General features: G+C 64.0%; 20 protein-coding genes. 7 read left to right on the forward strand and 13 right to left on the reverse strand.

Annotation, left to right across the window (positions count from 1 at the left end; translation table 11 throughout):
• Positions 1-24: 24 nt before the first annotated feature.
• The 5 genes from ACRQ5Q_RS28640 to ACRQ5Q_RS28660 all read right to left on the reverse strand — a co-directional run bounded on the left by ACRQ5Q_RS28640 (position 25) and on the right by ACRQ5Q_RS28660 (position 6,235).
• Complete coding sequence (locus tag ACRQ5Q_RS28640) at positions 25-1,524, reverse strand: tripartite tricarboxylate transporter permease (protein ID WP_439393272.1); 1,500 nt, start codon at positions 1,522-1,524, stop codon at positions 25-27.
• Positions 1,524-2,009 carry a tripartite tricarboxylate transporter TctB family protein gene (locus ACRQ5Q_RS28645; protein ID WP_439374365.1) on the reverse strand — a complete coding sequence of 162 codons (486 nt, stop codon included), beginning with the start codon at positions 2,007-2,009 and terminating at the stop codon, positions 1,524-1,526. Before ACRQ5Q_RS28645 ends, ACRQ5Q_RS28640 begins: the two co-directional genes overlap by 1 nt.
• The gene (locus ACRQ5Q_RS28650; protein WP_439393274.1) at positions 2,006-2,974 is read right to left on the reverse strand and encodes a Bug family tripartite tricarboxylate transporter substrate binding protein; all 969 of its coding nucleotides are present in this window, start codon (positions 2,972-2,974) and stop codon (positions 2,006-2,008) included. Before ACRQ5Q_RS28650 ends, ACRQ5Q_RS28645 begins: the two co-directional genes overlap by 4 nt.
• 113 nt (positions 2,975-3,087) lie before the next feature.
• Positions 3,088-3,930 (reverse strand): IclR family transcriptional regulator, encoded by an 843-nt coding sequence (locus tag ACRQ5Q_RS28655; RefSeq protein ID WP_439393276.1) that lies wholly within the window; start codon positions 3,928-3,930, stop codon positions 3,088-3,090.
• Between the two features lie 175 nt (positions 3,931-4,105).
• The gene (locus ACRQ5Q_RS28660) at positions 4,106-6,235 is read right to left on the reverse strand and encodes an acetate--CoA ligase family protein (protein ID WP_439374362.1); all 2,130 of its coding nucleotides are present in this window, start codon (positions 6,233-6,235) and stop codon (positions 4,106-4,108) included.
• A 328-nt stretch (positions 6,236-6,563) separates the two neighbouring features.
• Here ACRQ5Q_RS28660 and ACRQ5Q_RS28665 point away from each other — a divergent pair, with 328 nt between their 5' ends.
• From ACRQ5Q_RS28665 to ACRQ5Q_RS28685, 5 genes are all read left to right on the forward strand, one after another.
• Positions 6,564-7,259, forward strand: a complete 696-nt coding sequence (locus ACRQ5Q_RS28665) for a GntR family transcriptional regulator (protein ID WP_167380903.1) — start codon at positions 6,564-6,566, stop codon at positions 7,257-7,259.
• Positions 7,260-7,332: 73 nt separating this feature from the next.
• Positions 7,333-9,066, forward strand: a complete 1,734-nt coding sequence (oxc, locus tag ACRQ5Q_RS28670; protein ID WP_439374361.1) for an oxalyl-CoA decarboxylase — start codon at positions 7,333-7,335, stop codon at positions 9,064-9,066.
• Between the two features lie 63 nt (positions 9,067-9,129).
• Complete coding sequence (gene frc / locus ACRQ5Q_RS28675) at positions 9,130-10,407, forward strand: formyl-CoA transferase (RefSeq protein ID WP_439374360.1); 1,278 nt, start codon at positions 9,130-9,132, stop codon at positions 10,405-10,407.
• 473 nt (positions 10,408-10,880) lie between these two features.
• Positions 10,881-11,060, forward strand: coding sequence for a hypothetical protein (locus ACRQ5Q_RS28680; protein WP_130367864.1), 180 nt, complete (start codon positions 10,881-10,883; stop codon positions 11,058-11,060).
• 4 nt (positions 11,061-11,064) lie between these two features.
• Complete coding sequence (locus tag ACRQ5Q_RS28685; protein WP_439374359.1) at positions 11,065-11,307, forward strand: DUF6894 family protein; 243 nt, start codon at positions 11,065-11,067, stop codon at positions 11,305-11,307.
• A 30-nt stretch (positions 11,308-11,337) separates the two neighbouring features.
• On the opposite strand, the gene ACRQ5Q_RS28690 is transcribed toward ACRQ5Q_RS28685, so the two are convergent.
• The 7 genes from ACRQ5Q_RS28690 to ACRQ5Q_RS28720 form a co-directional block, all read right to left on the reverse strand.
• On the reverse strand, positions 11,338-11,562 hold the full coding sequence (locus ACRQ5Q_RS28690) for a hypothetical protein (RefSeq protein WP_439374358.1): 225 nt from the start codon (positions 11,560-11,562) through the stop codon (positions 11,338-11,340).
• Positions 11,563-11,616: 54 nt separating this feature from the next.
• Positions 11,617-11,871 (reverse strand): transcriptional regulator, encoded by a 255-nt coding sequence (locus tag ACRQ5Q_RS28695; protein WP_439374357.1) that lies wholly within the window; start codon positions 11,869-11,871, stop codon positions 11,617-11,619.
• A 99-nt stretch (positions 11,872-11,970) separates the two neighbouring features.
• Positions 11,971-12,180, reverse strand: coding sequence for a cold-shock protein (locus tag ACRQ5Q_RS28700; RefSeq protein ID WP_100181166.1), 210 nt, complete (start codon positions 12,178-12,180; stop codon positions 11,971-11,973).
• A 275-nt stretch (positions 12,181-12,455) separates the two neighbouring features.
• Positions 12,456-14,879, reverse strand: a complete 2,424-nt coding sequence (locus ACRQ5Q_RS28705) for a cytochrome c3 family protein (protein WP_439393278.1) — start codon at positions 14,877-14,879, stop codon at positions 12,456-12,458.
• Between the two features lie 27 nt (positions 14,880-14,906).
• A complete protein-coding gene (locus ACRQ5Q_RS28710; RefSeq protein ID WP_439374355.1) occupies positions 14,907-15,359 on the reverse strand; it encodes a DUF2721 domain-containing protein in 453 nt (150 codons plus the stop codon).
• 30 nt (positions 15,360-15,389) lie between these two features.
• Positions 15,390-15,668 carry a hypothetical protein gene (locus ACRQ5Q_RS28715; protein ID WP_439393280.1) on the reverse strand — a complete coding sequence of 93 codons (279 nt, stop codon included), beginning with the start codon at positions 15,666-15,668 and terminating at the stop codon, positions 15,390-15,392.
• 76 nt (positions 15,669-15,744) lie between these two features.
• Positions 15,745-18,429: an arylsulfatase gene (locus ACRQ5Q_RS28720; protein WP_439393282.1), complete on the reverse strand. Its 2,685-nt coding sequence runs from the start codon at positions 18,427-18,429 to the stop codon at positions 15,745-15,747.
• A gap of 573 nt (positions 18,430-19,002) precedes the next feature.
• Here ACRQ5Q_RS28720 and ACRQ5Q_RS28725 point away from each other — a divergent pair.
• Complete coding sequence (locus ACRQ5Q_RS28725; RefSeq protein WP_439374352.1) at positions 19,003-19,446, forward strand: SRPBCC family protein; 444 nt, start codon at positions 19,003-19,005, stop codon at positions 19,444-19,446.
• A gap of 228 nt (positions 19,447-19,674) precedes the next feature.
• On the opposite strand, the gene ACRQ5Q_RS28730 is transcribed toward ACRQ5Q_RS28725, so the two are convergent.
• A complete protein-coding gene (locus tag ACRQ5Q_RS28730) occupies positions 19,675-21,006 on the reverse strand; it encodes an Hsp70 family protein (RefSeq protein WP_439374351.1) in 1,332 nt (443 codons plus the stop codon).
• Between the two features lie 346 nt (positions 21,007-21,352).
• Between ACRQ5Q_RS28730 and ACRQ5Q_RS28735 the strand changes: the two genes are divergently transcribed.
• Positions 21,353-21,490, forward strand: a complete 138-nt coding sequence (locus ACRQ5Q_RS28735; protein WP_165425083.1) for a hypothetical protein — start codon at positions 21,353-21,355, stop codon at positions 21,488-21,490.
• The last annotated feature ends 228 nt before the right edge of the window (positions 21,491-21,718 follow it).

A 21,718-nucleotide genomic window follows, 5' to 3' on the forward strand; every position in this document is an offset into this window, starting at 1 on the left:
AAAGGTGCCGTTTGATGAGTTCCGCTAATCCTCGTTCGCCTTGAACCGGCCGAGCCCCTTCAGCACGAAGGGTGCGAGCAGCGCGATCAGAGCGACGCCGAGCAGCGTCGCCGAGATCGGGCTCTGCAGCAGCGTCATGGGGTCGCCTAGGCTGATGGCGAGCGCGCGGCGGAGCTGGCTCTCGGCGATCGGGCCGAGGATCAGGCCGACCACGACGGGTGCGATCGGAAAATCGAACCGGCGCATCAGGAAGCCGAGCACGCCGAAGCCGGCCAGCATCGACAATTCGACCACCGACGGCTTTGCCGCGATGGTGCCCATGGTCGCGAACACGAGGATGCCGGCATAGAGCCAGGGCTGCGGGATCGCGAGCAGCCGCACCCAGAGGCCGACCAGCGGCAGGTTGAGCACCAGCAGCATCATATTGGCGATGAACAGGCTCGCGATCAGGCCCCAGACCAGATCGGGCCGTTCGGCGAACAGCAGCGGGCCCGGGTTGAGCCCGTATTGCTGGAAGCCAGCCAGCATCATCGCGGCCGTTGCCGAGGTCGGCAGTCCCAGCGTCAGGAGCGGCACCAGCGTGCCGGCGGCAGACGCATTGTTGGCGGCTTCGGGTCCGGCCACGCCTTCGATCGCGCCCTTGCCGAATTCCTCGGGATGCTTCGTCAGCCGCTTCTCGGTCGAATAGGACAGGAATGTCGGGATCTCAGCACCGCCCGCGGGCAGTGCGCCGATCGGGAAGCCAAACAGGGTGCCGCGCAGCCACGGCTTCCACGACCGCTTCCAGTCTTCCCTCGTCATCCACAGCGAGCCGCGCACCGGCTCGAGCTTCTCCTCGGTGTGGTGACGGCGCGAGGCGACGTAGAGCGCCTCGCCCACCGCGAACAGGCCGACCGCCAGCGTCGTCACCTCGACGCCGTCGAGCAATTCAGGCACACCGAACGCAAGCCGGGCCTGGCCGGTCAACTTGTCGATACCGACGAGACCCAGCGTCAGGCCGATGAACAGGCTGGTCAAGCCGCGGATCGGGGAATCGCCGAAGGTCGCCGACACCGTGACGAAGGCGACGCACATCAGCGCGAAATAATCCTCGGGGCCGAAGCGCACGGCGACATCGACCAGCCATGGCGCGAGGAACGCAAGGCCGATCGTGGCGATGGTGCCGGCGACGAAGGAGCCGATCGCGGAGGTCGCCAGCGCCGGCCCGCCGCGGCCGGCCTTGGCCATCTTGTTGCCTTCGAGCGCAGTTGCCATCGAGGCGCTCTCGCCGGGCGTATTGATCAGGATCGCGGTGGTCGAGCCGCCATACATGCCGCCGTAATAGATGCCGGCGAACATGATCAGCGAGCCGCCGGGGTCGAGCTTGTAGGTCACCGGCAGCAGCAGCGCGACCGTCAGCGCGGGGCCGATGCCGGGCAACACGCCCACAGCCGTGCCGAGGAACACGCCGATCAGCGCATAGAGCAGGTTCATCGGCTGGACGGCAACGGCCATGCCGTGCGCCAGCGCGGCAAAGGTGTCCATCACAGCAGTCGCTCCAGGGGGCCGGCCGGAAGGCTCAGCGTCAACAGCCGGTCAAAGGCGAGATAGATGACGGTCGACATCACGAGGGCAATGATGCTGTCGACGAGGACGGCGCGGCGGCCGAACGCCGCCGACGTCGTGACGAACAACGCAGATGTCGCGAGGATGAAGCCGCCGCCAAAGCCAACGATGGCGATCAGCAGCGCTAGGCCGACGAGGATCAGGACAACAGGCACGGGATCGGCGCTCTCGCGCGCCGGCAGATTGCCGCGCAGCGCATCGATGAAATTGCCGATCGCGAGCAGCGCAATGCCGCTGGCGACGACGACCGGCATCGCCTCCGGCCCCATGCCGTACATCGCGGCGGATTGCAGGCCGCGCGCGTCCCAGACCAGCACCGCTGCAAGCGCGGCGAGCAGCGCGGCGATGACGATGCCGGCGCGATCGACGCGCCGCGGCGGCTGGGCAGGATCGCCTGAGGTCATGATTTGACGAGGCCGACCGATTTCAGCACGTCGGTGACACGCACGGTCTCCTTCTTCAGGAAGTCGGCGAAGGCGTCGCCGCCGAGATAGGCGTCCTCCCAGCCCTTCTGCTTGAGAATCTCCTTCCAGGCGTCCGACTTCACCATCTTCTCGACGGCATCGCTCAGGATCTTGCGCTGCTCCGGCGTGATGCCGGGAGGCGCGACCACCGAGCGCCAATTGGCGATCACGAGATCGATGCCCTGCTCCTTGAAGGTCGGGATATCGCTGCCTGCGATGCGCTTCTCCGAGGTCACGCCGATCGCGCGCAGCTTGCCGGACTTGATCTGCCCTTCATATTCGCTGAGGCCCGAAATGCCCGCGGTGACCTTGCCGCCGAGGATCGCCGCGAGCGACTCGCCGCCACCGGAGAACGGGATGTAGTTGACCTTCTTGGCGTCGGCGCCGACAGCGCCGGCGAACAGCGCGGCCATCACATGATCGACGCCCCCGGCCGAGCCGCCGGCGAAGGTCACCTTGGCGATATCGGCCTTCACCGCGGCGGCGAGATCCTGCGCGTGCTTGATCGGCGAATTCGCGGGCACCACGATCACCTGGATTTCCTCGGTGAGGCGCGCGATCGGCGTTACCTGCTCCAGCGTCACCGGCGACTTGTTCATGGCGAGCGCGCCGACCATGACGAAGCCGTTGACCATCATCTGGTTGCCGTCGCCCTTGGCGCCGTTGACGAACTGCGCGATGCCCACGCTGCCGCCGGCGCCCGGAACGTTGGTAACCTGCACGCTGCGCGCGACGCCGGAAGCAACCAGCGCCTGCTGCATCGAGCGCGCGGTCTGGTCCCAGCCCCCGCCCGGGGCTGCCGGCGCCATCAGCTTGAGCTCGAGCTGCTGGGCAAAGGCAGGCGTCGCCGCCGCGAGCATCAGCGCGACGGCTGCGCCGACAAGGCGCGCAGGAAATCGAAACATGGGGGCATTCTCCAGGCTCGTGCGAACGTGTTGATTGTTTGCCGCATTGTGTCGTTTGGCCGCATATCAGCCAAAACGGCCGATGCTGTCCAGCGAGAGGCCTGGGTTCCAGGTTAGCTGGAGGCCGGCATCACACCGCCCAGTGCGACGGTCAGCTCACCGGCGACATCACGCACGATTTGCCCGATTTCCGGCAGCCTGTCGTCGGTCAGGCGGCTGGTCATGCCCGAGACGGAGATCGCCGCCAGCGGCTCGGCGCAGTCGTTATAGACAACTGCGGCAATACAGCGCAGGCCCATACAGGCCTCCTCGTCGTCGATCGCAAAGCCCTGCTTGCGGATCTTTTCGAGCTCCCTGAACAGGTCGCTCGGTCGCACGATCGACTTTTCGGTCAGCCGCGGCATGCCGTGATGGCGGATGACGGCTCCGACGTCCTCGTCCGAATAGGTCGCGAGCACCGCCTTGCCGACGCCTGATGTCACCATGGGGACGCGTCCGCCCATCTGGGTCAGCGAGCGCATGATCTCGCGGCTCTCCATGCGGGTCAGCACGATGATGAACTCGTCGTCGACGACGGCGAGATTGGCGGTTTCGCGGGTGAGATCGCGCAGCTTGCGCAAGTAGGGAACGGCCTGCGCCGAGAAATTGCGCCGCCGGGCAAAGCTCGCACCTACGGTGAAGCTGCGAGCGCTGACATGCCACTTGGATTCGGCGCGATCGAACTGCACGAAGCGGCGGCTTTCAAGCGTCGCCAGCAGGCGGTGCACGGTCGAGGCGGACAGGCCGGTGCGCACGGCAAGATCGCTGAGGCGATAGCCTTCGTCGTCCTCGGCCAGCGTTTCGAGGATCGATAGCGCGCGGTCGACCGACTGCACGCCGCCGTCGCGCGCTTCGTGCTCGGCCTCCGATGACGACCGGGCTTCGTGCGGTTTGCGCCGGATCACGTTCTTGTTCATCGCGACCTGTATTCGTTCTTTTCCCCTCTCTCCGCTCGCGGGGAGAAGGTCAGGGTGAGGGGAAGGCTCCGCAAGGACGGTAGCGGTTAGCCTTGCGGAAGCTCCCCCTCACCCGGAATTTGCGACGCAAATTCCGGCCTCTCCCCGCAAGCGGGGAGAGGCGAACATCAACGGCTCAGAGCAGCCCTGCCCCGCGCGCCCACTTGTACTTGGCGCCGAGGACCTCGACGGGAAGCTCGGTCGAGTAGGCGTAGGCCGGGATGCCGTGCTGGTAGAGATATTCGGCGGCTTCCTCGACCTCGACGTCGCCGGCGAGCGAGGCGACCATGGGCTTCACAAAACCCTTGGCCTCCATCTCCTTCTTCACCTCGACCATGTTGCGGGCGAACACCATCGGCGGAGTGACGATGGTGTGCCAGTAGCCGAGGATCAGCGCGTGGATGCGCTCATCCGACAGGCCGAGCTTCACGGTGTTGACGTAGGTGATCGGCGGCTCGCCGCCGGTGATATCCACAGGATTTCCGGCCGCACCGAACGGCGGAATGAACTTGCGGAACGCCGCGTCGAGATCCGGCGGCATCGACATCAGCGACAGGCCGTTGTCGACGCAGGAATCCGACAGCAGCACGCCCGAGCCGCCGGCGCCGGTGATGATCAGCACGTTCTCGCCCTTCGGCGTGGGCAGCACCGGCACGCCGCGGGCGAATTCGAGCAGCTGGCGCAGGCTGCGGGCGCGGATCACGCCGGACTGCTTGAACACGTCTTCATAGATGCGGTCGTTGCCGGCGAGCGCGCCGGTGTGCGAGGACGCCGCCTTCGCACCGGCCGAGGTGCGGCCGGCCTTGAGCACGACGACCGGCTTCTTCTTGGAGACGCGCTTGGCGGCTTCCGCGAAGGCGCGGCCGTCCTTGAGGTCTTCGCAGTGCTGCGCGATCAGATTGGTGTTCGGATCCTGCTCGAAGAAGGCGAGCAGATCGTCCTCGTCGATGTCGGACTTGTTGCCGAGGCCGACGATGGCGGAGACGCCCATCTTGGCCGAGCGCGAGAAGCCGATGATGGCCATGCCGATGCCGCCCGACTGCGACGACAGCGCCGCGTGGCCCTTGACGTCATAGGCGGTGCAGAAGGTCGCACAGAGATTGGCGGGCGTGTAATAGAAGCCGTAGATGTTCGGTCCCATCAGCCGGATGTCGTATTTCTTGCCGACCTCGACGATCTCGGCCTGCAGCTCCGGCGCGCCGGCTTCAGCGAAGCCGGACGGAATCAGGACTGCGCCCGGGATTTTCTTCTCGCCGCACTCGGTCAGCGCCGCCGCCACGAACTTGGCGGGAATCGCGAACACCGCGACGTCGATCACGCCAGGCACGTCCTTGACGCTCTTGTAGGCCTTGTAGCCGAGGATCTCGGCAGCCTTGGGATGGATCGGATAGATGTCGCCCTTGTAACCGCCGTTGATGAGGTTCTTCATCACGGAGTTGCCGATCTTGCCGTCCTCCGCGGAGGCGCCGACCACGGCGACCGCCTTGGGCTGCATGATGCGGTTCATCGCCGCGACGATCTCTTCGGTCGGGCGCGGCTTCGGCTTCGGCTTGTAGGCGAAATCGACGACGATGCGGACGTCGGCGGCGGTCGCGCCCTTCGGGGTCGCGAACACAGGGTTGAGGTCGAGCTCGACGATCTCGGGGAAATCGGTGACGAGCTGCGAGACCTTGACGATGACGTCGGCGAGCGCCGTGCGATTCACCGGCTCGCCGCCGCGAACACCCTTCAGGATCTCATGCGCCTGGATGCTGTCGAGCATCGAGAGCGCGTCTTCCTTGGTCGCGGGCGCGAGGCGGAAGGTGATGTCCTTCAGGACTTCGACGAGCACGCCGCCAAGGCCGAAGGCCACCAGCTTACCGAACGAGCCGTCGGTGATCGAGCCGACGATGACCTCGGTGCCGCCGGCCAGCATCTGCTGCACCTGGACGCCCTCGATCTTGGCATCGGCCTTGTACTTCTTGGCGTTACCGAGAATGGTCTCGTAGGCCTTCTCGGCCTCTTCAGTCGTCTTGAGGCCGACGATGACGCCGCCGGCTTCGGTCTTGTGGAGAATGTCCGGCGAGACGATCTTCATCACGACGGGGAAGCCCATGGAGGAAGCCATCTTGCCAGCCTCGCCCGCCGACTTGGCCACTCCCTCCTTCGGCACCGGAATGCCGTAGGCGTCGCAAACCAGCTTGCCTTCCGGCGCCGTCAGGCTGGTGCGGTTGTCCGCCTTGACCTGGTCAAGCACCTTGAGGACGGCATCTTTGGAATTGGACATGTGGCTTCTCCCTTGACCTGAGTTCGTTCTTTGCAAAGCGCGCGTGTTGCGGCCGCCCATGATGCTTGCCATTCGCCGCGCTTTGTTCCATGCCGCGGAACGGATACTCCGCCGGCATGGATCAAAAATGGCTGGCGATGGCATTTGGTATGCCAGAAGCCAACTTGTCAAGTCGCGGCGCACCTTAGAACGCCGCAAAAAATAGGCAGCTTGACATTCTGGCATGTGGTATGCCAAAAACTTTCCCGCTAATATTCCTGTAAAAGACGACTCCCACTGGAGGAGATTCGTCGTGTCACTACGGAAACCAACCAAGGCGTTGCCGAACATGGCCGAGGCAGACATCGCAATCGTTCGTATTGCCCCGGAGAGCAGCTTCAAGAACAAGGCGTATGACGCCTTGAAGGAAGCCATCCTCAAGATGGACATCTACTCGACGCCCGAGCCGGTGATGCTCGACGAGCGGGCCCTGTCCGAACGTCTCGGCGTGAGCCGCACGCCGATCCGCGAAGCCATCGCGATGCTCGAGCAGGACGGCTTCGTGAAGACCGTGCCGCGCCGCGGCATCATGGTGGTGCGCAGGACCAAGAGCGAGATCGTCGACATGATCCGCGCCTGGGCGGCGCTGGAGAGCATGGCCGCGCGCCTCATCACCACCACCGCGCGCAAGAAGGACATCACGGCGCTGCGCGACTTCTTCAAGGATTTCGGCAAGGACCGCCTGCCCGAGGATCACGTGGAGGAATATTCCAGGGCCAACATCGCCTTCCACCAGGCGCTGATCTCGCTGTCGGAGTCGCCGGTGCTGGTCGATCTCACCAACGACCTGCTGCTGCACGTGCGCGGCTACCGGCAACTGACGATCGGACGCAAGGACCGCACCGCGACCTCGCTGCCCGAGCATCTCGCCATGATCGAAGCGCTCGAGGCGCGCGACACCGAGCTCGCCGAGAAGCGCGCCCGCGATCACACCCTCGGCCTTGCCGCTTACGTCGAAGCGCACGGCCAGGAACTGTTCACATAACTCTTTACCTAGCAACGTTCACCAGAAGGGCGAGAAATTCGCCCCGTTACTTGAGACCAGGGAGACAAGGCCCATGCTGAATACCGCGACCAAGTCCGAGGCACCGGGCACCGAGCAGGAACTGACGGATGGCTTCCATCTCGTCATCGACGCGCTCAAGCTGAACGGCATCAACACCATCTATAATGTGCCGGGCATCCCGATCACGGATTTGGGCCGCATGGCGCAGGCCGCCGGCATTCGCGTGATCTCCTTCCGCCACGAGCAGAACGCCGGCTATGCCGCAGGCATCGCCGGCTATCTCACCAAGAAGCCCGGCGTCTGCCTCACGGTGTCGGCGCCCGGCTTCCTCAACGGCCTCACCGCGCTCGCGCACGCCACCACCAACTGCTATCCGATGATCCTGGTCTCGGGTTCCTCCGAGCGCGAGATCGTCGACCTGCAGCAGGGCGACTACGAGGAAATGGACCAGCTCGCGATCGCAAAGCCGCTGTGCAAGGCGGCCTATCGCGTGCTGCACGCCCAGGACATCGGCATCGGCTTTGCCCGCGCCATCCGCGCTGCCGTCTCCGGCCGTCCGGGCGGCGTCTATCTCGACCTGCCGGCAAAACTGTTTGGCCAGGTCATGAACGCCGAGGCCGGCCAGAAGTCGCTGGTCAAGGTAATCGACGCGGCTCCCGCGCAGATCCCCTCGCCCGCTTCGGTCAAGCGCGCGCTCGACGTGCTCAAGAGCGCAAAACGTCCGCTCATCATCCTCGGCAAGGGCGCGGCCTACGCGCAGGCTGATGAGGAGATCAAGGCTTTCGTCGAGAGGAGCGGCGTGCCGTTCCTGCCCATGAGCATGGCCAAGGGCCTGCTGCCCGACACCCATCCGCAGTGCGCCGGCGCGGCCCGGTCGACCGTGCTGAAGGATTCCGACGTCGTCATGCTGATCGGCGCGCGGCTGAACTGGCTGCTCTCGCACGGCAAGGGCAAGAGCTGGGGCGAGACGCCGAAGAAGTTCATCCAGGTCGACATCGAGCCGAAGGAAATGGACTCCAACGTCGAGATCGTCGCGCCCGTCGTCGGCGACATCGGCTCGGTGGTCTCCGCCTTCAACCAGGCGATGGGCACCGGCTGGACCGCGCCGCCGGCCGAATGGGCCAAGGCCGTCTCGACCAAGCGCGAAGAGAACGTCGCCAAGATGGCGCCGAAGCTCATGAACAACAAGTCGCCGATGGATTATCACGGCGCGCTCGGCGTCTTGAAGAACGTCATCAAGGAGTACCCAGAGGCGATCCTCGTCAACGAAGGCGCCAACACGCTCGACCTCGCCCGCGGCGTCATCGACATGTACAAGCCGCGCAAGCGTCTCGACGTCGGCACCTGGGGCGTGATGGGCATCGGCATGGGCCAGGCGATCGCAGCCGCGCTCGAGACCGGCCATCCCGTGCTCGCGGTGGAAGGCGACTCGGCGTTCGGCTTCTCCGGCATGGAGGTCGAGACCATCTGCCGTTACAACCTGCCGATCTGCGTCGTCATCTTCAACAATGACGGCATCTATCGCGGCACCGACGTCAACGGCGCCAACTCCGATCCGGCGACCACCGTGTTCGTCAAGGGCGCGCGTTACGACAAGATGATGGAAGCCTTCGGCGGCGTCGGCGTGAACGCGACCTCGCCCGACGAGCTCAAGCGCGCCGTGAACGAGGCGATGAAGTCCGGCAAGCCGACGCTCATCAACGCGGTGATCGATCCGGCCGCGGGCTCGGAGAGCGGCCGCATCGGCAACCTCAATCCGCAGAGCGTTCTGCAGAAGAAGAAGTAAGTCCACCCCTCAACCCTTTATTCCCTGCCGGGTGCAGGGGCAGACAGAGTACGGAGCAACATAATGACCAAAGCGCTCGAGGGCGTTCGCATTCTCGACTTCACCCACGTCCAGTCCGGACCGACCTGCACGCAGCTGCTGGCCTGGTTCGGCGCCGACGTGATCAAGGTGGAACGCCCGGGCGTGGGTGACATCACCCGCGGCCAGCTGCAGGACATCCCGAACGTGGACAGCCTGTATTTCACCATGCTCAACCACAACAAGCGCTCGATCACGCTCGACACCAAGAACCCCAAGGGCAAGGAAGTCCTAACCGAGCTGATCAAGAAGTGCGACGTGCTGGTCGAGAATTTCGGCCCCGGCGTGCTCGACCGCATGGGCTTCCCCTGGGAGAAGATCCAGGCGATCAACCCGAAGATGATCGTCGCCTCGATCAAGGGCTTTGGTCCCGGTCCCTACGAAGACTGCAAGGTCTATGAGAACGTCGCGCAGTGCACCGGCGGCTCCGCCTCCACCACCGGGTTCCGCGACGGCCTGCCGCTCGTGACCGGCGCGCAGATCGGCGACAGCGGCACCGGCCTGCACCTCGCGCTCGGCATCGTCACCGCGCTCTATCAGCGCACGCATTCGGGCAAAGGCCAGCGCGTCACCGCCGCCATGCAGGACGGCGTGCTCAACCTCTGCCGCGTGAAGCTGCGCGACCAGCAGCGCCTCGCCCATGGCCCGCTCAAGGAATACAGCCAGTTCGGCGAGGGCGTCCCGTTCGGCGATGCCGTGCCGCGTGCCGGCAACGATTCCGGCGGCGGCCAGCCCGGCCGCATCCTGAAGTGCAAGGGCTGGGAGACCGATCCGAACGCGTACATCTACTTCATCACCCAGGCCCCGGTCTGGGAGAAGATCTGCGACGTGATCGGCGAGCCCACGTGGAAGACCGATCCGAACTACGCCAAGCCGGCGGCCCGCCTGCCGCGGCTCAACGAGATCTTCGCCCGCATCGAGCAGTGGACGATGACCAAGACCAAATTCGAGGCGATGGAGATCCTCAACAAGGACGACATCCCCTGCGGGCCGATCCTGTCGATGAAGGAGATCGCCGAGGACCAGTCGCTGCGCGCCACCGGTACCGTGGTCGAGGTCGACCACCCCACCCGCGGCAAGTACATCTCGGTCGGCAACCCGATCAAGCTGTCGGAGAGCCCGAGCGAGGTCACCCGCTCTCCCCTGCTCGGCGAGCACACCGACGAGATCCTGCGCTCGGTGCTCGGCTTCTCGGACCACCAGGTCGCCGACATCCACAAGTCCGGCGCGCTCGATCCGCCGCAAAAGCAGGCCGCCGAGTAAGCGGACTGATTTGAACCAACACGAAAGGGCCGCCCGAACGGACGGCCCTTTTGCTTGCGCACGCGTGCCGTCGCAGGGCTCAAACCAAAAGTGGAAAAACAACCCCATGCACAGTAGCCAGCGCATTGGCACCAGAGGAATTTCTGATTCAACGAAATAACTTTGACCCGTCGGGCAAAACAGGGTTATTATGCCGTCGTCGAAAAGAGTGAATGTCCCGGACGGCACCTGCCCTACGGCGTCCGGTCTCCAGCTTCTTTCGTGTCGCCAGAGGTGAGATCCTCGGGACCGATCGATCGCAAATTAACTCCGCCCCAAGAGGAACAGGCGGGGGTTCCGCCCCGTTATCTCTGCGCGGGCGCGCTCGTGGGAGCGCAGGCGGGCCAGTCCGACGACAAGTCGACCGCGGCCAGCCCGCGAGCCGAGGAACACGCCGTTTCCGCGCGCTGTGCACCCAAATCGAGGTCAAGACGATGAGAGATCATCCCGCGTCCCGGGCTCTGCGGGAGGCCAACAGAGCGTTCAAGCCGGTCGAAACGAAGAAGCCGATGACCGACTATGCGAAGGCGCAACAGTCTCTTCATGAAAATCGCGAGCGCCTGAAAGCAGAACGACTGGCGCGAGAGGCCAAGCAGGGACATCGTCCCAGATAAGGCAGTGCCGGTGCCGCATTATTACTTCGACATCAGGGACGGCAAAGCACTCGCTGTGGACGAAGAGGGACTGAGTCTGACGAACCAGAGAGTCGGCGAGATCGAAGCTGCGCTGTCTCTTGCCGATACCGCCAAGGACCTTGCGCCATCCGCGAGCGGCCGCGGTCTGGCCATCGAGGTTCGCGATGACGATGGCCCGATCTTTCGGGCAGCATTTCTGTTCGGGACCGGCCGGCCGACCGGTTGAGGTTGAGATCGGCCCCGGACTTCGGCCTACCTAGAGCATCGAGAGGACCACGACCCCGTCCTCGAGCTCACCTGACGCGAGGCGCGCCCGCGCGATACGCTCGAACTCCGTTCGATACTTCTGGAGATAACTGAAGGCCTGCCTCTGCGTCTGAAACGTTGTTGCAAGACGGCATAGCTGTCGGCCCGCGCCGAGCGCGAGAAAGAAGGTGATTGTACCGCCGTCATCCGGCTTGACCCTAGGCACGACCCGCACTCATTCGCATGTGAACGGCCCTCTTCAGCTTCTCGGCGGCTCCGTTGAATTCGGCTATCGCGGCGACTTCCTCGTGCGCTTCTTCGGTGAGGGCGCCGGTAACGATGCGCGAAGACTTGCCTCGGCTGCTTGCTCAGCCGCTTCCTTGGCCTCACGAAGCTCGCGAAGCCGCGCCATGTTCTTGCGGATATCGACAGCGCGCCTTTCGACATCCGCGACCGCCTGCGCACCCTCTTGGGCGGCCAGGCGTTGACGCTCGGCCCGCGCTACGGATTCGGGTGACGGTTCGGCCGATTTCCTGGCGCTCATCTCTCACCCTGCTCGGCTACGGGCAAAACCCGCTCAATCCTTACGATCGAGCGGGTCGCGTGGCCGTTTCAGTACATCCGTGAAACGGCGCTTGGGAGATCAGGCCAGCGAGAGATTCTCAGCGCTGACCTTGCCCCGCATCTTGTCGGTCTTGGCCTCGAAGTTGACCTTCTGGCCCTCGGCGAGACCCGCGAGACCAGCCCGCTCGACCGCGCTGACGTGAACGAACACGTCATTCCCGCCGTCGTCGGGTTGAATAAACCCAAAGCCCTTCTGGCCGTTGAACCACTTCACAGTACCTGTCGTCATTCTTCTTCTCCAAAGCGCAAAGGCGCGCATTCCGCGTGACGCTCACGCAGATCGATTCAATTCGTCGATGTCTCTGGAAAAGGAGCCCGCAGGCGCATTCAACAAGCACAGCGGCTGAACGAACAGAAGTGACCGTATACCTCGCTATCGACATTAGCAAGGCTCTCAGCGGATTTAATCGCAGTCGCAGCCGGGGGGTCCGGCACGCACGCTCAAACGCCGGGTGGGGGCCGTGGCGAGCCACGGCCGCGGCGAGACCTCGCTCGTCACCGCAGCTATCGCTTGAGCTCTCTGATGAGCTTCGCCAACCCTGGATCGTCAGGCCGGAACAGCGCCAGTCGCTCGGCGTAACCAAGCGCTGCGGCGATGTCTCCCTTCTCCCTGCTGAAGTTCAAAGCGGCTGAAAGCAGCTCCAGATCATTCGGATGTCTGCGCAGGCTTTGGTTCAGCACCGAGAGTGCATCGTCGCGCCGGCCCGTTCCATTCAGGCCTATAGCATAGACGTAGGCGTACCGCATCTGGCCGGGGTCGAGAGAGGCGGCCTGGCGCAGTTCGTCGAGAGCCTCCTCGCTTCGCTTCTGGCGCACGAGTGTCAACCCGAGCGCATGATGGAGAGACGCGTCCCGCGCCGACGTGGAGAGTGAGTCACGCAGGATCTTCTCCCCGTCACTGTCGCGTCCGAGCTGCCGGTACAGGTCGGACAGGTTGACGGCGGCCGCCGCAAACGAGGGGTCGAGCCTCAGGGCGGCGCGGTATTCGACTTCCGCCGCGCCGGAATTGGCCTGGCGTACGAAGAAGTTGCCAAGCGCCGTTCGCGAATCCGGCCGATCCGCATTCAACTTGTGCGCAGCGACGAATTCGGCAGCGGCCCGCGTGAACTTGTCGCGATCGGCGGCTGGCTGGCGCGCCGGAGGCACGGCGGCCAGAAGCTCGGCGGCGCGAATGCGCACACCACGCACGGGATCGTCCAACTGCGGCGAGGCGAGTGGCCAGAGCTGATCGGCGGGCGCTCCTTCGAGTCGATCGAGCGCGCCGAGCCTCACGAGCGGATCGGAATCGGACAGCCCTTGCGTGATCAGATTGAGAATCGGTGCCGGAAGCTCCGCCAGCGCGCTGGCGCGGACGAGGCCGGGAACGTCAGTCGACTCCGCGATGGCAGCGAGTTGCGCTTGCGCGTCGGCAGCCTCGCTCCAGGCGGCATGGAACGCAGCTGCATAGGTCTGATGACCGCGCCGCTCCGGCCCGAACCAGCCCTCGATCTGATCCGCCGCCCAGGCCGCTGGCCTGTCGCGATGGCAATCGTTGCACGCATTCGGTACGCCCGTCTGCACCGAGAGATCGGGACGCGGAACGCGCAAGCCGTGGTCGTGGCGGCGGTCGACGACCATGTAACGACGTTCCGGCATGTGGCAGGCCGGACAGCCCAGCGGCGACGAGACACCGGCGTGGTGCCGATGCGCCACGGTTTCATATTTGGCGGGCGCATGGCACTGCGAACAAACGCCGTCTCCGGGCGCCTTCAACGTTGCGCTGTGCGGGTCGTGGCAGTCGCTGCAGGTCACGCCCTTGGCGTACATCCTGCTCTGCTTGAACGGCGCGTAATTGTAGGTCTCCTCGTCGTCGCGCATCTGGCCGTCGGCATGAAAGCGTTGGCGGTCGAGCAGCGATACGTGGTGTGTATCAGAGAGCGGTCGGCCCGGTATCCAGTCTTCGGAAAGCTGCCCGCGGCGCGCGTGGCAGCGCCCGCAGGTCTCGACCTCCTTGCGCAGGGCCGGCGCCGGCGCGCTGCGTGCCGGCGCCAACGTGCCCGCGGAGGCGGACCAGGTGATCCCGGTGCGCTCGTCGAAGCGGACCAGCAGGCCGTTATCGGCCTCGCGTGCCGCCGGCTTGGTGTGCGCCCAGGCGACATGTCGCGAGCCCGCCCCGTGGCACGCCTCGCAGCCGACGCTGATCTCGGAGAAGGTAGTGGCGAAGCGATTCTTCTCGGCGTCATAGCCCTTGTGCACGTTCGTCGAATGGCACTCCGCACACATGAAATTCCAGTTCTGGCTCAGCTTCGTCCAGTGCAGGGAATCGCTGCTGGTGATGGCGCTGTCCGGGTAGAGATGAAACCAGCGCTGACCGCCCTGCTCTTTCGGCCGCGTGTCCCAGGCGATGGACAGAGCCTGGACGCGCCCATCCGGAAATTCAACCAGATATTGCTGCAGCGGGTCGATGCCAAAGGTGTATTTCACCTCGAAGGTCGCGAGCTTGCCGTCAGGCCCATCGGTCTCGACCAGGAACTTGTTGTCCTTGCGGAAGAAGCGCGAGCGCGTACCGGCGTGGTCAAAGGTCGCGTCGTTGAAATCGCCGCGCACGGACTGCGCCGTCGCGTGATCCATGGCGCGGCGGTGCTGGGAGGTCCGCCAGAGGCTTGCTTCCGCATCGTGACAGCCGGCACAGGATTCACTGCCGACGAAAGCCAATTCGGCAGGCGCTGACGTCTGAACGGGAGTCTTCGATGGTTCGAACCATTGCAGTCCGACGACGATCGCGGCAGCAACGACGATCGCGGCAACCACTGCGCTCGCGGTGATGATCCAGCGCCTCGTGGCGCGGCGAGGGACATGCAGCGGCTGCGGCGGGGACTGCACCGGTTCGGGCGTTATCGCCTTGCGGACCTTGTCGCTCTTGCGGTTCTTTCGCGAGCCTCGTGCCACGTCCGCTTACCGCCCCCGCCGTTCCGCCTACAAGTGAAGGTCATTGTCGTGAAGGGCAATTCTGGTTTCGCGCGCCAGATCGATAAGGGCGAGGCTGAACATCAGCATGGCCGCCATGAACAGGATCGCCGCGCCGTATTCGTGTGCGACTTGCAGGAGCGCGCTGACGAATGCGACGAAGATGATGAGGGCCGTGAGGATCGCTGCGATGACGGAGCAGAACAGCGACCGGTTCAGCAGCCTCGCCCTTTTCCGGAGCCGCGGCAGGTCGGCTTTCAGAAACGCCTTTGTAGCGTCGCTTGCGGGAATGCCGTGAATGAACTGCGAGCGGTCGATCACCCGGTTGATCCGCGAGATCACGACCGAGATGAAAGCAGCAACCGCGCCGAGCAGAAAGGCGGGAGCTGCGACATTGGCGATGATGCGGCCAAGTTCGTCGATCGAAGGTGTGATTGGGATCAGATCGGTCACGCTTTGCATGTTACCGCCGTTCCGTGCTGGCGCGCTTCGTCACCGCAACGGCTCGACCTTGGCGGCCATGTCTGGCACGCGGCTCACCCGATAGCTCGCGTTGCTGCATCTGAGCACCCAGACCCCATGATCGGCCCTCGAGCGCCGGGCATCCTTGGTCGCACCCAGCGGCTTGTCGCAAGTAAAACCCTGCGAACGGATCTGTGCGGCAAGCAGGCCCTGAAGCGTCTCCGTCACGGCCTGCGCCGCTGCGCGGCCGACGAGCAAGACGTCGATCAGTACAAACGCTGAAAGGAAGATCCAACGACTGCTTTTCATGAGCTTCTCCGATCCCGCATCGCCTGCATTCGGGCCCGCGGGAGGCCGATTGGCTTCCCGGCGGTCTCGCGCCGAGCTATCGGCGGACACATTCCTGAACGAACTTGACCCGGTCCACCATACCGAGACCCTTCGCCTCGGCCTGCTTGCGACAGCCTTCGCGCTTGTCCATTCCGAGCTGGATCTTCTCGACAAGGCTCACGCCAACGGTGCCCACTTGTGTCCCGGACGAAGCAGTCTGTCCGTCGTCGGCAGATGGCCCATCACCGGCGGCACGGGCGGCCTCCTGCAGCCGCTTGACATCATCCGGGCTCAACTTGGGCCGCTCGATGTCAAGCGTGAGCTTGTTGATTTTGCCGGTGAAGGCGAACGGCGCCTGATAGTCGTTGTCGTCGACCGGCGTGCCGGTATCGGACCCGATGTCGAACGCCTCGTCCCACTGCAAGATGAAAGGAAGCGTATGCTCCATCTTCTCGGTGGCCACCACGTTGCCGTCGACCTTGAGCGTCCCGGTACCGCCTTGTCCGATCCCGGTGTAGTTGCCGAACACCATGGTGCCCGCTCCAAGACCATCGTACTTGAAGTCAAACTCGATGAGGTGCTTGCCCGGCGTGAGCTCCGGCCCCTCCCAACGCACGCGCTTGAGGTCGACGAGGTTCCAGGTGAAAACGGGCTTGCTCTTCAGGACATAGAGGCCATAGCCGCCGAAACGTCCGCCTTGCGTCACCAGCACACCTTCGGCGCCGCCATCGGGAATGTCGACGTCGACCTTGAAGCTGTAGGAGGAGTTGAGCAAGCTCGGCGCGTCACCATTCGGTGTTCCGGTCATCGGTCGCGTCCAGGCAAAACTCGTGCGGCCGGCGCTGAGACTCGGACGCGGAGTGATGATCCGGGTCGCGACGGATGAATCGAGCGGCAGCACCTGGTATTTTTCCGCCTCCTTCCAGAACAGCGCCTGGAGTTCTTTCAGCTTGTCCGGATTCTTGGCGGCAACGTCCTCGGCCTGCGTCCAGTCGTTACGCAGGTCATAGAGCTCCCACGGATAATCGAGCGGGCTTGGCAGCTTCGCGACCGTCACCCACGGCGGACGCAAGACCTTGGTGCTGGCGATCCAGCCGTCGTTATAGATGGCGCGATCAGCAAACATCTCGAAATACTGAGTCGTGTGCGTCGAAGGCGCATTCGCGCTCTTCGCATCGAACGTATACATCATGCTGACGCCCTCGATCGGGCTTTGCTTGATGCCGTCAACGATTTCCGGCTGCTTGATCTGCGCGGCCTCGAGAATGGTCGGCACGACGTCGATGACGTGATGGAACTGGGTGCGGATGCCCCCCTTGTCCTTGATCACTTCCGGCCAGGAGATCGCCATGCCCTGGCGCGTCCCGCCGAAGTGGGAGACGATCTGCTTGGTCCAGGAGAATGGGGTGTCGAACGCCCAGGCCCAGCCGATCGACATGTGATTATAGGTGCGGTCGGTTCCCCAGACGTCGTAGAAATACTTGAGCTGGTCCTCGACCGACGGGTTGATCTGGTTGAACATCGCCACTTCGTTCGGCGTGCCGTTGGGTTGCCCCTCAGCGCTCGTCCCGTTGTCGCCCTCGATATAGATGATGAGCGTGTTGTCGAGCTTGCCCATATCCTGGATGGACTGGATCACGCGGCCGATTTCATTGTCCGCGTATGCGACATAGGCGGCGAATACGTCAGCTTGACGGATGAACAGCTTCTTCTCATCGGCCGAAAGCTGATCCCAATCCTTGATCAGGTCCTTCGGCCATGGGGTCATCTTCGCATTCCCCGGAATGACGCCGAGCCGCTTCTGGTTCTCGAAGATCGTGTCGCGCAGCTTGTTCCAACCCTGGTCGAACAGGTGCATGTCGCCGATCTTCTTGACCCACTCCGGCGTCGGGTGATGCGGGGCATGGGTTGCGCCGGGCGCGAATTTCACGAAGAACGGCGTATCCGGCGAGAGCGCGTTCATGCGATTGACATAGTCGATGGCGTCGTCCGCCATCGCCGTCACCAGATTCCAGCCGGGCTTTCCTTCATAGGGATAGATCGGCGTGGTATTGCGGACGAGATTGCCGGGCTGCCATTGGTTGGTGTCGCCGCCCATGAAGCCGTAGAAATATTCAAAGCCCATGCCGGTCGGCCACTGGTCGAACGGACCTGCCTGGCTCGCCTGGTATTCCGGCGTATTGTGGTTCTTGCCGAACCACGCGGTGTGATAGCCGTTATCGGAAAGGATCCGGCCGATCGTCGCCTTGTCCTTGGTGATGATGCTGTCGTAGCCGGGGAAGCCGGTGGCCTGTTCGGCGATCACGCCGTAGCCCACCGAGTGATGGTTACGCCCGGTGATGAGTGCTGCGCGCGTCGGCGAGCACAATGCGGTCGAATGGAAGTTGGTGTAGCGCAATCCGCTTTGCGCGATACGGTCGAGCGCCGGCGTCGGGATAACGCCTCCGAAGGTGCTGGGGACGCCGTAGCCGGCATCATCGGTGATGATGAGCAGCACGTTCGGTGCGCCCTTGGGCGGCACCACGCGCGCGGGCCAGAAAGGTGTCGAATTGCGCGCGTCGCGCTCGATCTTGCCACCGAATTTCTGCGGCGGTGGCGGCAGCTGATCACCGGGAATGGTGATGGTTGCGGCGGGCGAGCCCGGAGGTGGTGCGGCTTGTTGGGCTTGCTGTGCGAATGCTGGCGAGAGCGCAAGGGTCAGTGAAAATGCGACAAGATGAAAGGATCGCGCAGGGCTCATTGGCAATCACTCCCTTCAAATGAGGCGCCATCATTGTACCGGACCCCGGAAATGGGCTTGATATGGATCAACAGATCAGGATGCCGGATCGGAAGCGGAGATGCTGGAGACAGCGGCGCTTTTCCGTAAGCTCCCGGGGGCCTTATCTCCGTGGGCAGGTATCATGGCGCGGTAGTGTTGTTCTCTTGCTACACCTGACTGCCCGCCCGGCTGGGTCATATGATCCGCAACATATCAGGCGCTCCCACTGAGCGAAGCTCGTGCTCCGGGAGGGGGCACCATGCGATTGACGAAAGCGGCTGCCGTCTTGCATTTGCGGCCTTGGCATCGGTGCCGAGACCTTGGCCGACGAAAGCGGCATCAGCTTCTGGATACCAGGCATGTCATCACGAAGTGACGTCATGAACGACGGCAAGGGCGACGCCGACGAGGCGCATGGAGCAGCCTGATGCTCCCAACAATAAGTAAAAAAACGAGATGCCCTGTCGGATCGGCGCGATCCCGGTCGTCCTCGTGACATGAATGGGCCATAGACGCCAAACTCGGGCCCATCAATTCGTGAGGATAACAACCATGCCCAGTACTGTTCGCCTGCACCGCGTTCTCGCCACCAGTCCGGAGAAAGTCTATCGCGCCTTCCTGGAGGCGGATGCGATGGCGAAATGGCTGCCGCCGAACGGCTTCACCTGCACGGTGCATCATTTCGAGCCCAGGGTCGGCGGCACGTTCAAGATGTCGTTCCGGAATTTTACGACGGGCAACAGCCACTCCTTTGGCGGCGAGTATCTCGAGCTCGTCCCCGGCGAACGCCTGCGCTACACCGACAGGTTCGACGATCCCAATCTGCCGGGTGAAATCCAGGTCACGGTGATCCTTAAGAAGGTCTCGGTCGGCACCGAGATCGACATCACGCAGGCCGGCATCCCCGACGTCATCCCGCCGGAGGCCTGTTACCTCGGCTGGCAGGAGTCGCTGCGGAATCTGGCGCGGCTGGTGGAGCCCGAGATCAACCAGTAGCCGTAACATGAGTATTCGTCGGCAAAGCGCAGCGTGCCCACCCATCTCTCTCAAGCTCGGAAAGATGGTGGGGGCGCTCCGCGCCTTTGCCCACTCTACGGCACTCTTCGATTGCATGCGCCGATCGACCCACATCGTCATTGCGAGCGCAGCGAAGCAATCCAGAGTCCCTCCGCGGAACGATCCTGGATTGCTTCGCTCCGCTCGCAATGACGGCTTGCTACCGGGCTACGTGCCTGCCTTCGACGCAAGCCCGCCGCTTGCGGTCCAGCGGTCCGGGTCCGGACTTTGTCCGATCAGCGCGAGGCCGTAGGCGATCGACTCGAACTGGTCGCCCGACATCAGCCGCTCGTTGCCGAACCGATCGGCGAACAGCTTGCGGACGGCGGGCACGAAGGAGGTCCCGCCGGTCAAAAACACCTTCTCCACGTCCCGCGCGGCGATGCCGGCTTCGGCCAGCACCTTGTCGACGGTCGCACCCAGGCGGGCGATATCGTCGGCGATCCAGGATTCAAAATTCTTGCGGCTGATGGTTGCGCCGATGTCGACGCCGCCGCCCTTGAAACGGAAGTCGGTCTGGTCCTGCGCCGACAGCGCGACCTTGGCGTCGGACACTGCGCGGTAGAGCGAGAAGCCGAGGTCGAGATCGACGATGGTAATGAAATGCTCGAGCAGCTCCGGCTTCAGCGCGGTGCGCTGGAGCTCGCGCAGCTCGCGCAGATCGCCGTTGCTCTTCATCATCGCGAGCTGATGCCAGCGCGCGAGGTTGGTGTAGTGGCCGCTCGGGACCGGCAGCACCTTGTCGAACGAGCGGAAGCTCGAGCCCTTGCCGAGCCGCGGCGAGACGACGTGGTCGACGATGCGATAGTCGAACGTGTCGCCGGCGATGCCGATACCGGCGTGTCCGAGCGGCTCGGCGCGCAGCGTGCCGCCCGCGCGGGAAAACCGCATCACCGAGAAGTCGCTGGTGCCGCCGCCGAAATCCGCAACCAGCACGGTGGCATCGCGCTCGAGCCTGCGGGCAAAGGAGAACGCCGCCCCCACGGGCTCATAGACGTAGCGCGCGTGGCCGGCACCCAAGCGCTCGAACGCGGCCCGGTAGCGCTGCATCGCCAGCGCCTCGTCGGGATTGCCGCCGGCGAAGCGCACCGGGCGGCCGACCGTGATGTTGGAGGTCTCGAAGCCGAACTTCTCGCCGCCATGGCGCGCCAGCGTGCGCAGGAACGCCGCCAGAATATCCTCGAACTTGAAGCGCTGCCGGAACACTTGCGTGGTGTTGAAGCTGCTGCTTGCCGCAAAAGTCTTGAACGATTGCAGGAAACGGTAGACGTGGCGCCCCTCGAGGAACGTCTCGATCGCCCAAGGCCCGCCTTCGGCCTGCGCGCCGGCGCCCGGCCGGTCCTCCCAGAAGCAGAGCGCCGACACATAGGTGCTGTGGCGCTGTCCGCCGTGATCGAAGCGGATGGCCTCGACCCGGCGGTCGTCCGCGGCAAGCGCGACGACCGTATTGCTGGTCCCAAAATCGATGCCGATCGACACGGCGGGCGAGGCGCTCGACATGAACCACTCTGACAGTTGACTGGAAAAGGGGGCAGAGCACTAACGGCTTTGACCCACCCTGCCAAGAGCCGCTTGCTGCACCGCGGTCGGAATTCGAGGCGCATCCGGCCCCTGTCCGCGACGGGCGACACAAGGTTTTCCTGCTCCCGACGCCTGAATCCCTGCTTCGACGGTCCATACCTGCAATTTTAGGTCCGGAACGGCCGCTTCAGCGGGGCATTATGCTGCAATGCGGTGGAGCGCATGCTGCTATGCGATAGCATCCATGGACTTTGGCATCTGGTATACATAGTTTGCCTCTCGAAGTGAGACAGCATCACTGACCGTCTCAAGAAAGGGAATTCCGATGTCCAAGACCGCTACCGTCGCTCTCGCCCCCTCCTCCTCGCTGTTCGCCCGCTTCCTGGCTGCGGTCGACCGCTTCCTGATGGCGAGCGCGGAGATCTCGAATCACAACGGCGACCTGCCGCGCTTCGGCCTCTAAGCCCGTGCTTTTGCGCTGCCGAAGGCAGCGCGCGGGCTTCAGTCCCGTCAACATTCGACTTTTGAAGAATGGCCCCGCAGGACGGGGCCATTTCTACTTGTGCTGTCCTGAGTCACAGCCGCCCCCGGACAAGGGTCCTGCGGCATTTGCGCACGGTGGCCGGACCGGCGCTTGAAGCTTGGCATAATGCATACAAGAATGTCCCTCCAGCGCTCGCAGAAAATGAGA

Source organism: Bradyrhizobium sp. PMVTL-01 (genome assembly GCF_051861855.1).
Taxonomy (GTDB): domain Bacteria; phylum Pseudomonadota; class Alphaproteobacteria; order Rhizobiales; family Xanthobacteraceae; genus Bradyrhizobium.

Bases quoted from the DNA above. Each gene is read 5' to 3' on its own strand.
- ACRQ5Q_RS28720 (WP_439393282.1), bottom strand. From the start codon at position 18,429: ATGAGCCCTGCGCGATCCTTTCATCTTGTCGCATTTTCACTGACCCTT.
- ACRQ5Q_RS28730 (WP_439374351.1), bottom strand. From the start codon at position 21,006: ATGTCGAGCGCCTCGCCCGCCGTGTCGATCGGCATCGATTTTGGGACC.
- ACRQ5Q_RS28700 (WP_100181166.1), bottom strand. From the start codon at position 12,180: ATGACGACAGGTACTGTGAAGTGGTTCAACGGCCAGAAGGGCTTTGGG.
- oxc (WP_439374361.1), top strand. From the start codon at position 7,333: ATGCTGAATACCGCGACCAAGTCCGAGGCACCGGGCACCGAGCAGGAA.
- ACRQ5Q_RS28735 (WP_165425083.1), top strand. From the start codon at position 21,353: ATGTCCAAGACCGCTACCGTCGCTCTCGCCCCCTCCTCCTCGCTGTTC.
- ACRQ5Q_RS28645 (WP_439374365.1), bottom strand. From the start codon at position 2,009: ATGACCTCAGGCGATCCTGCCCAGCCGCCGCGGCGCGTCGATCGCGCC.
- ACRQ5Q_RS28640 (WP_439393272.1), bottom strand. From the start codon at position 1,524: ATGGACACCTTTGCCGCGCTGGCGCACGGCATGGCCGTTGCCGTCCAG.
- ACRQ5Q_RS28715 (WP_439393280.1), bottom strand. From the start codon at position 15,668: ATGAAAAGCAGTCGTTGGATCTTCCTTTCAGCGTTTGTACTGATCGAC.
- ACRQ5Q_RS28680 (WP_130367864.1), top strand. From the start codon at position 10,881: ATGAGAGATCATCCCGCGTCCCGGGCTCTGCGGGAGGCCAACAGAGCG.
- ACRQ5Q_RS28650 (WP_439393274.1), bottom strand. From the start codon at position 2,974: ATGTTTCGATTTCCTGCGCGCCTTGTCGGCGCAGCCGTCGCGCTGATG.
- ACRQ5Q_RS28660 (WP_439374362.1), bottom strand. From the start codon at position 6,235: ATGTCCAATTCCAAAGATGCCGTCCTCAAGGTGCTTGACCAGGTCAAG.
- ACRQ5Q_RS28665 (WP_167380903.1), top strand. From the start codon at position 6,564: ATGGCCGAGGCAGACATCGCAATCGTTCGTATTGCCCCGGAGAGCAGC.
- ACRQ5Q_RS28725 (WP_439374352.1), top strand. From the start codon at position 19,003: ATGCCCAGTACTGTTCGCCTGCACCGCGTTCTCGCCACCAGTCCGGAG.
- frc (WP_439374360.1), top strand. From the start codon at position 9,130: ATGACCAAAGCGCTCGAGGGCGTTCGCATTCTCGACTTCACCCACGTC.
- ACRQ5Q_RS28655 (WP_439393276.1), bottom strand. From the start codon at position 3,930: ATGAACAAGAACGTGATCCGGCGCAAACCGCACGAAGCCCGGTCGTCA.
- ACRQ5Q_RS28710 (WP_439374355.1), bottom strand. From the start codon at position 15,359: ATGCAAAGCGTGACCGATCTGATCCCAATCACACCTTCGATCGACGAA.
- ACRQ5Q_RS28695 (WP_439374357.1), bottom strand. From the start codon at position 11,871: ATGAGCGCCAGGAAATCGGCCGAACCGTCACCCGAATCCGTAGCGCGG.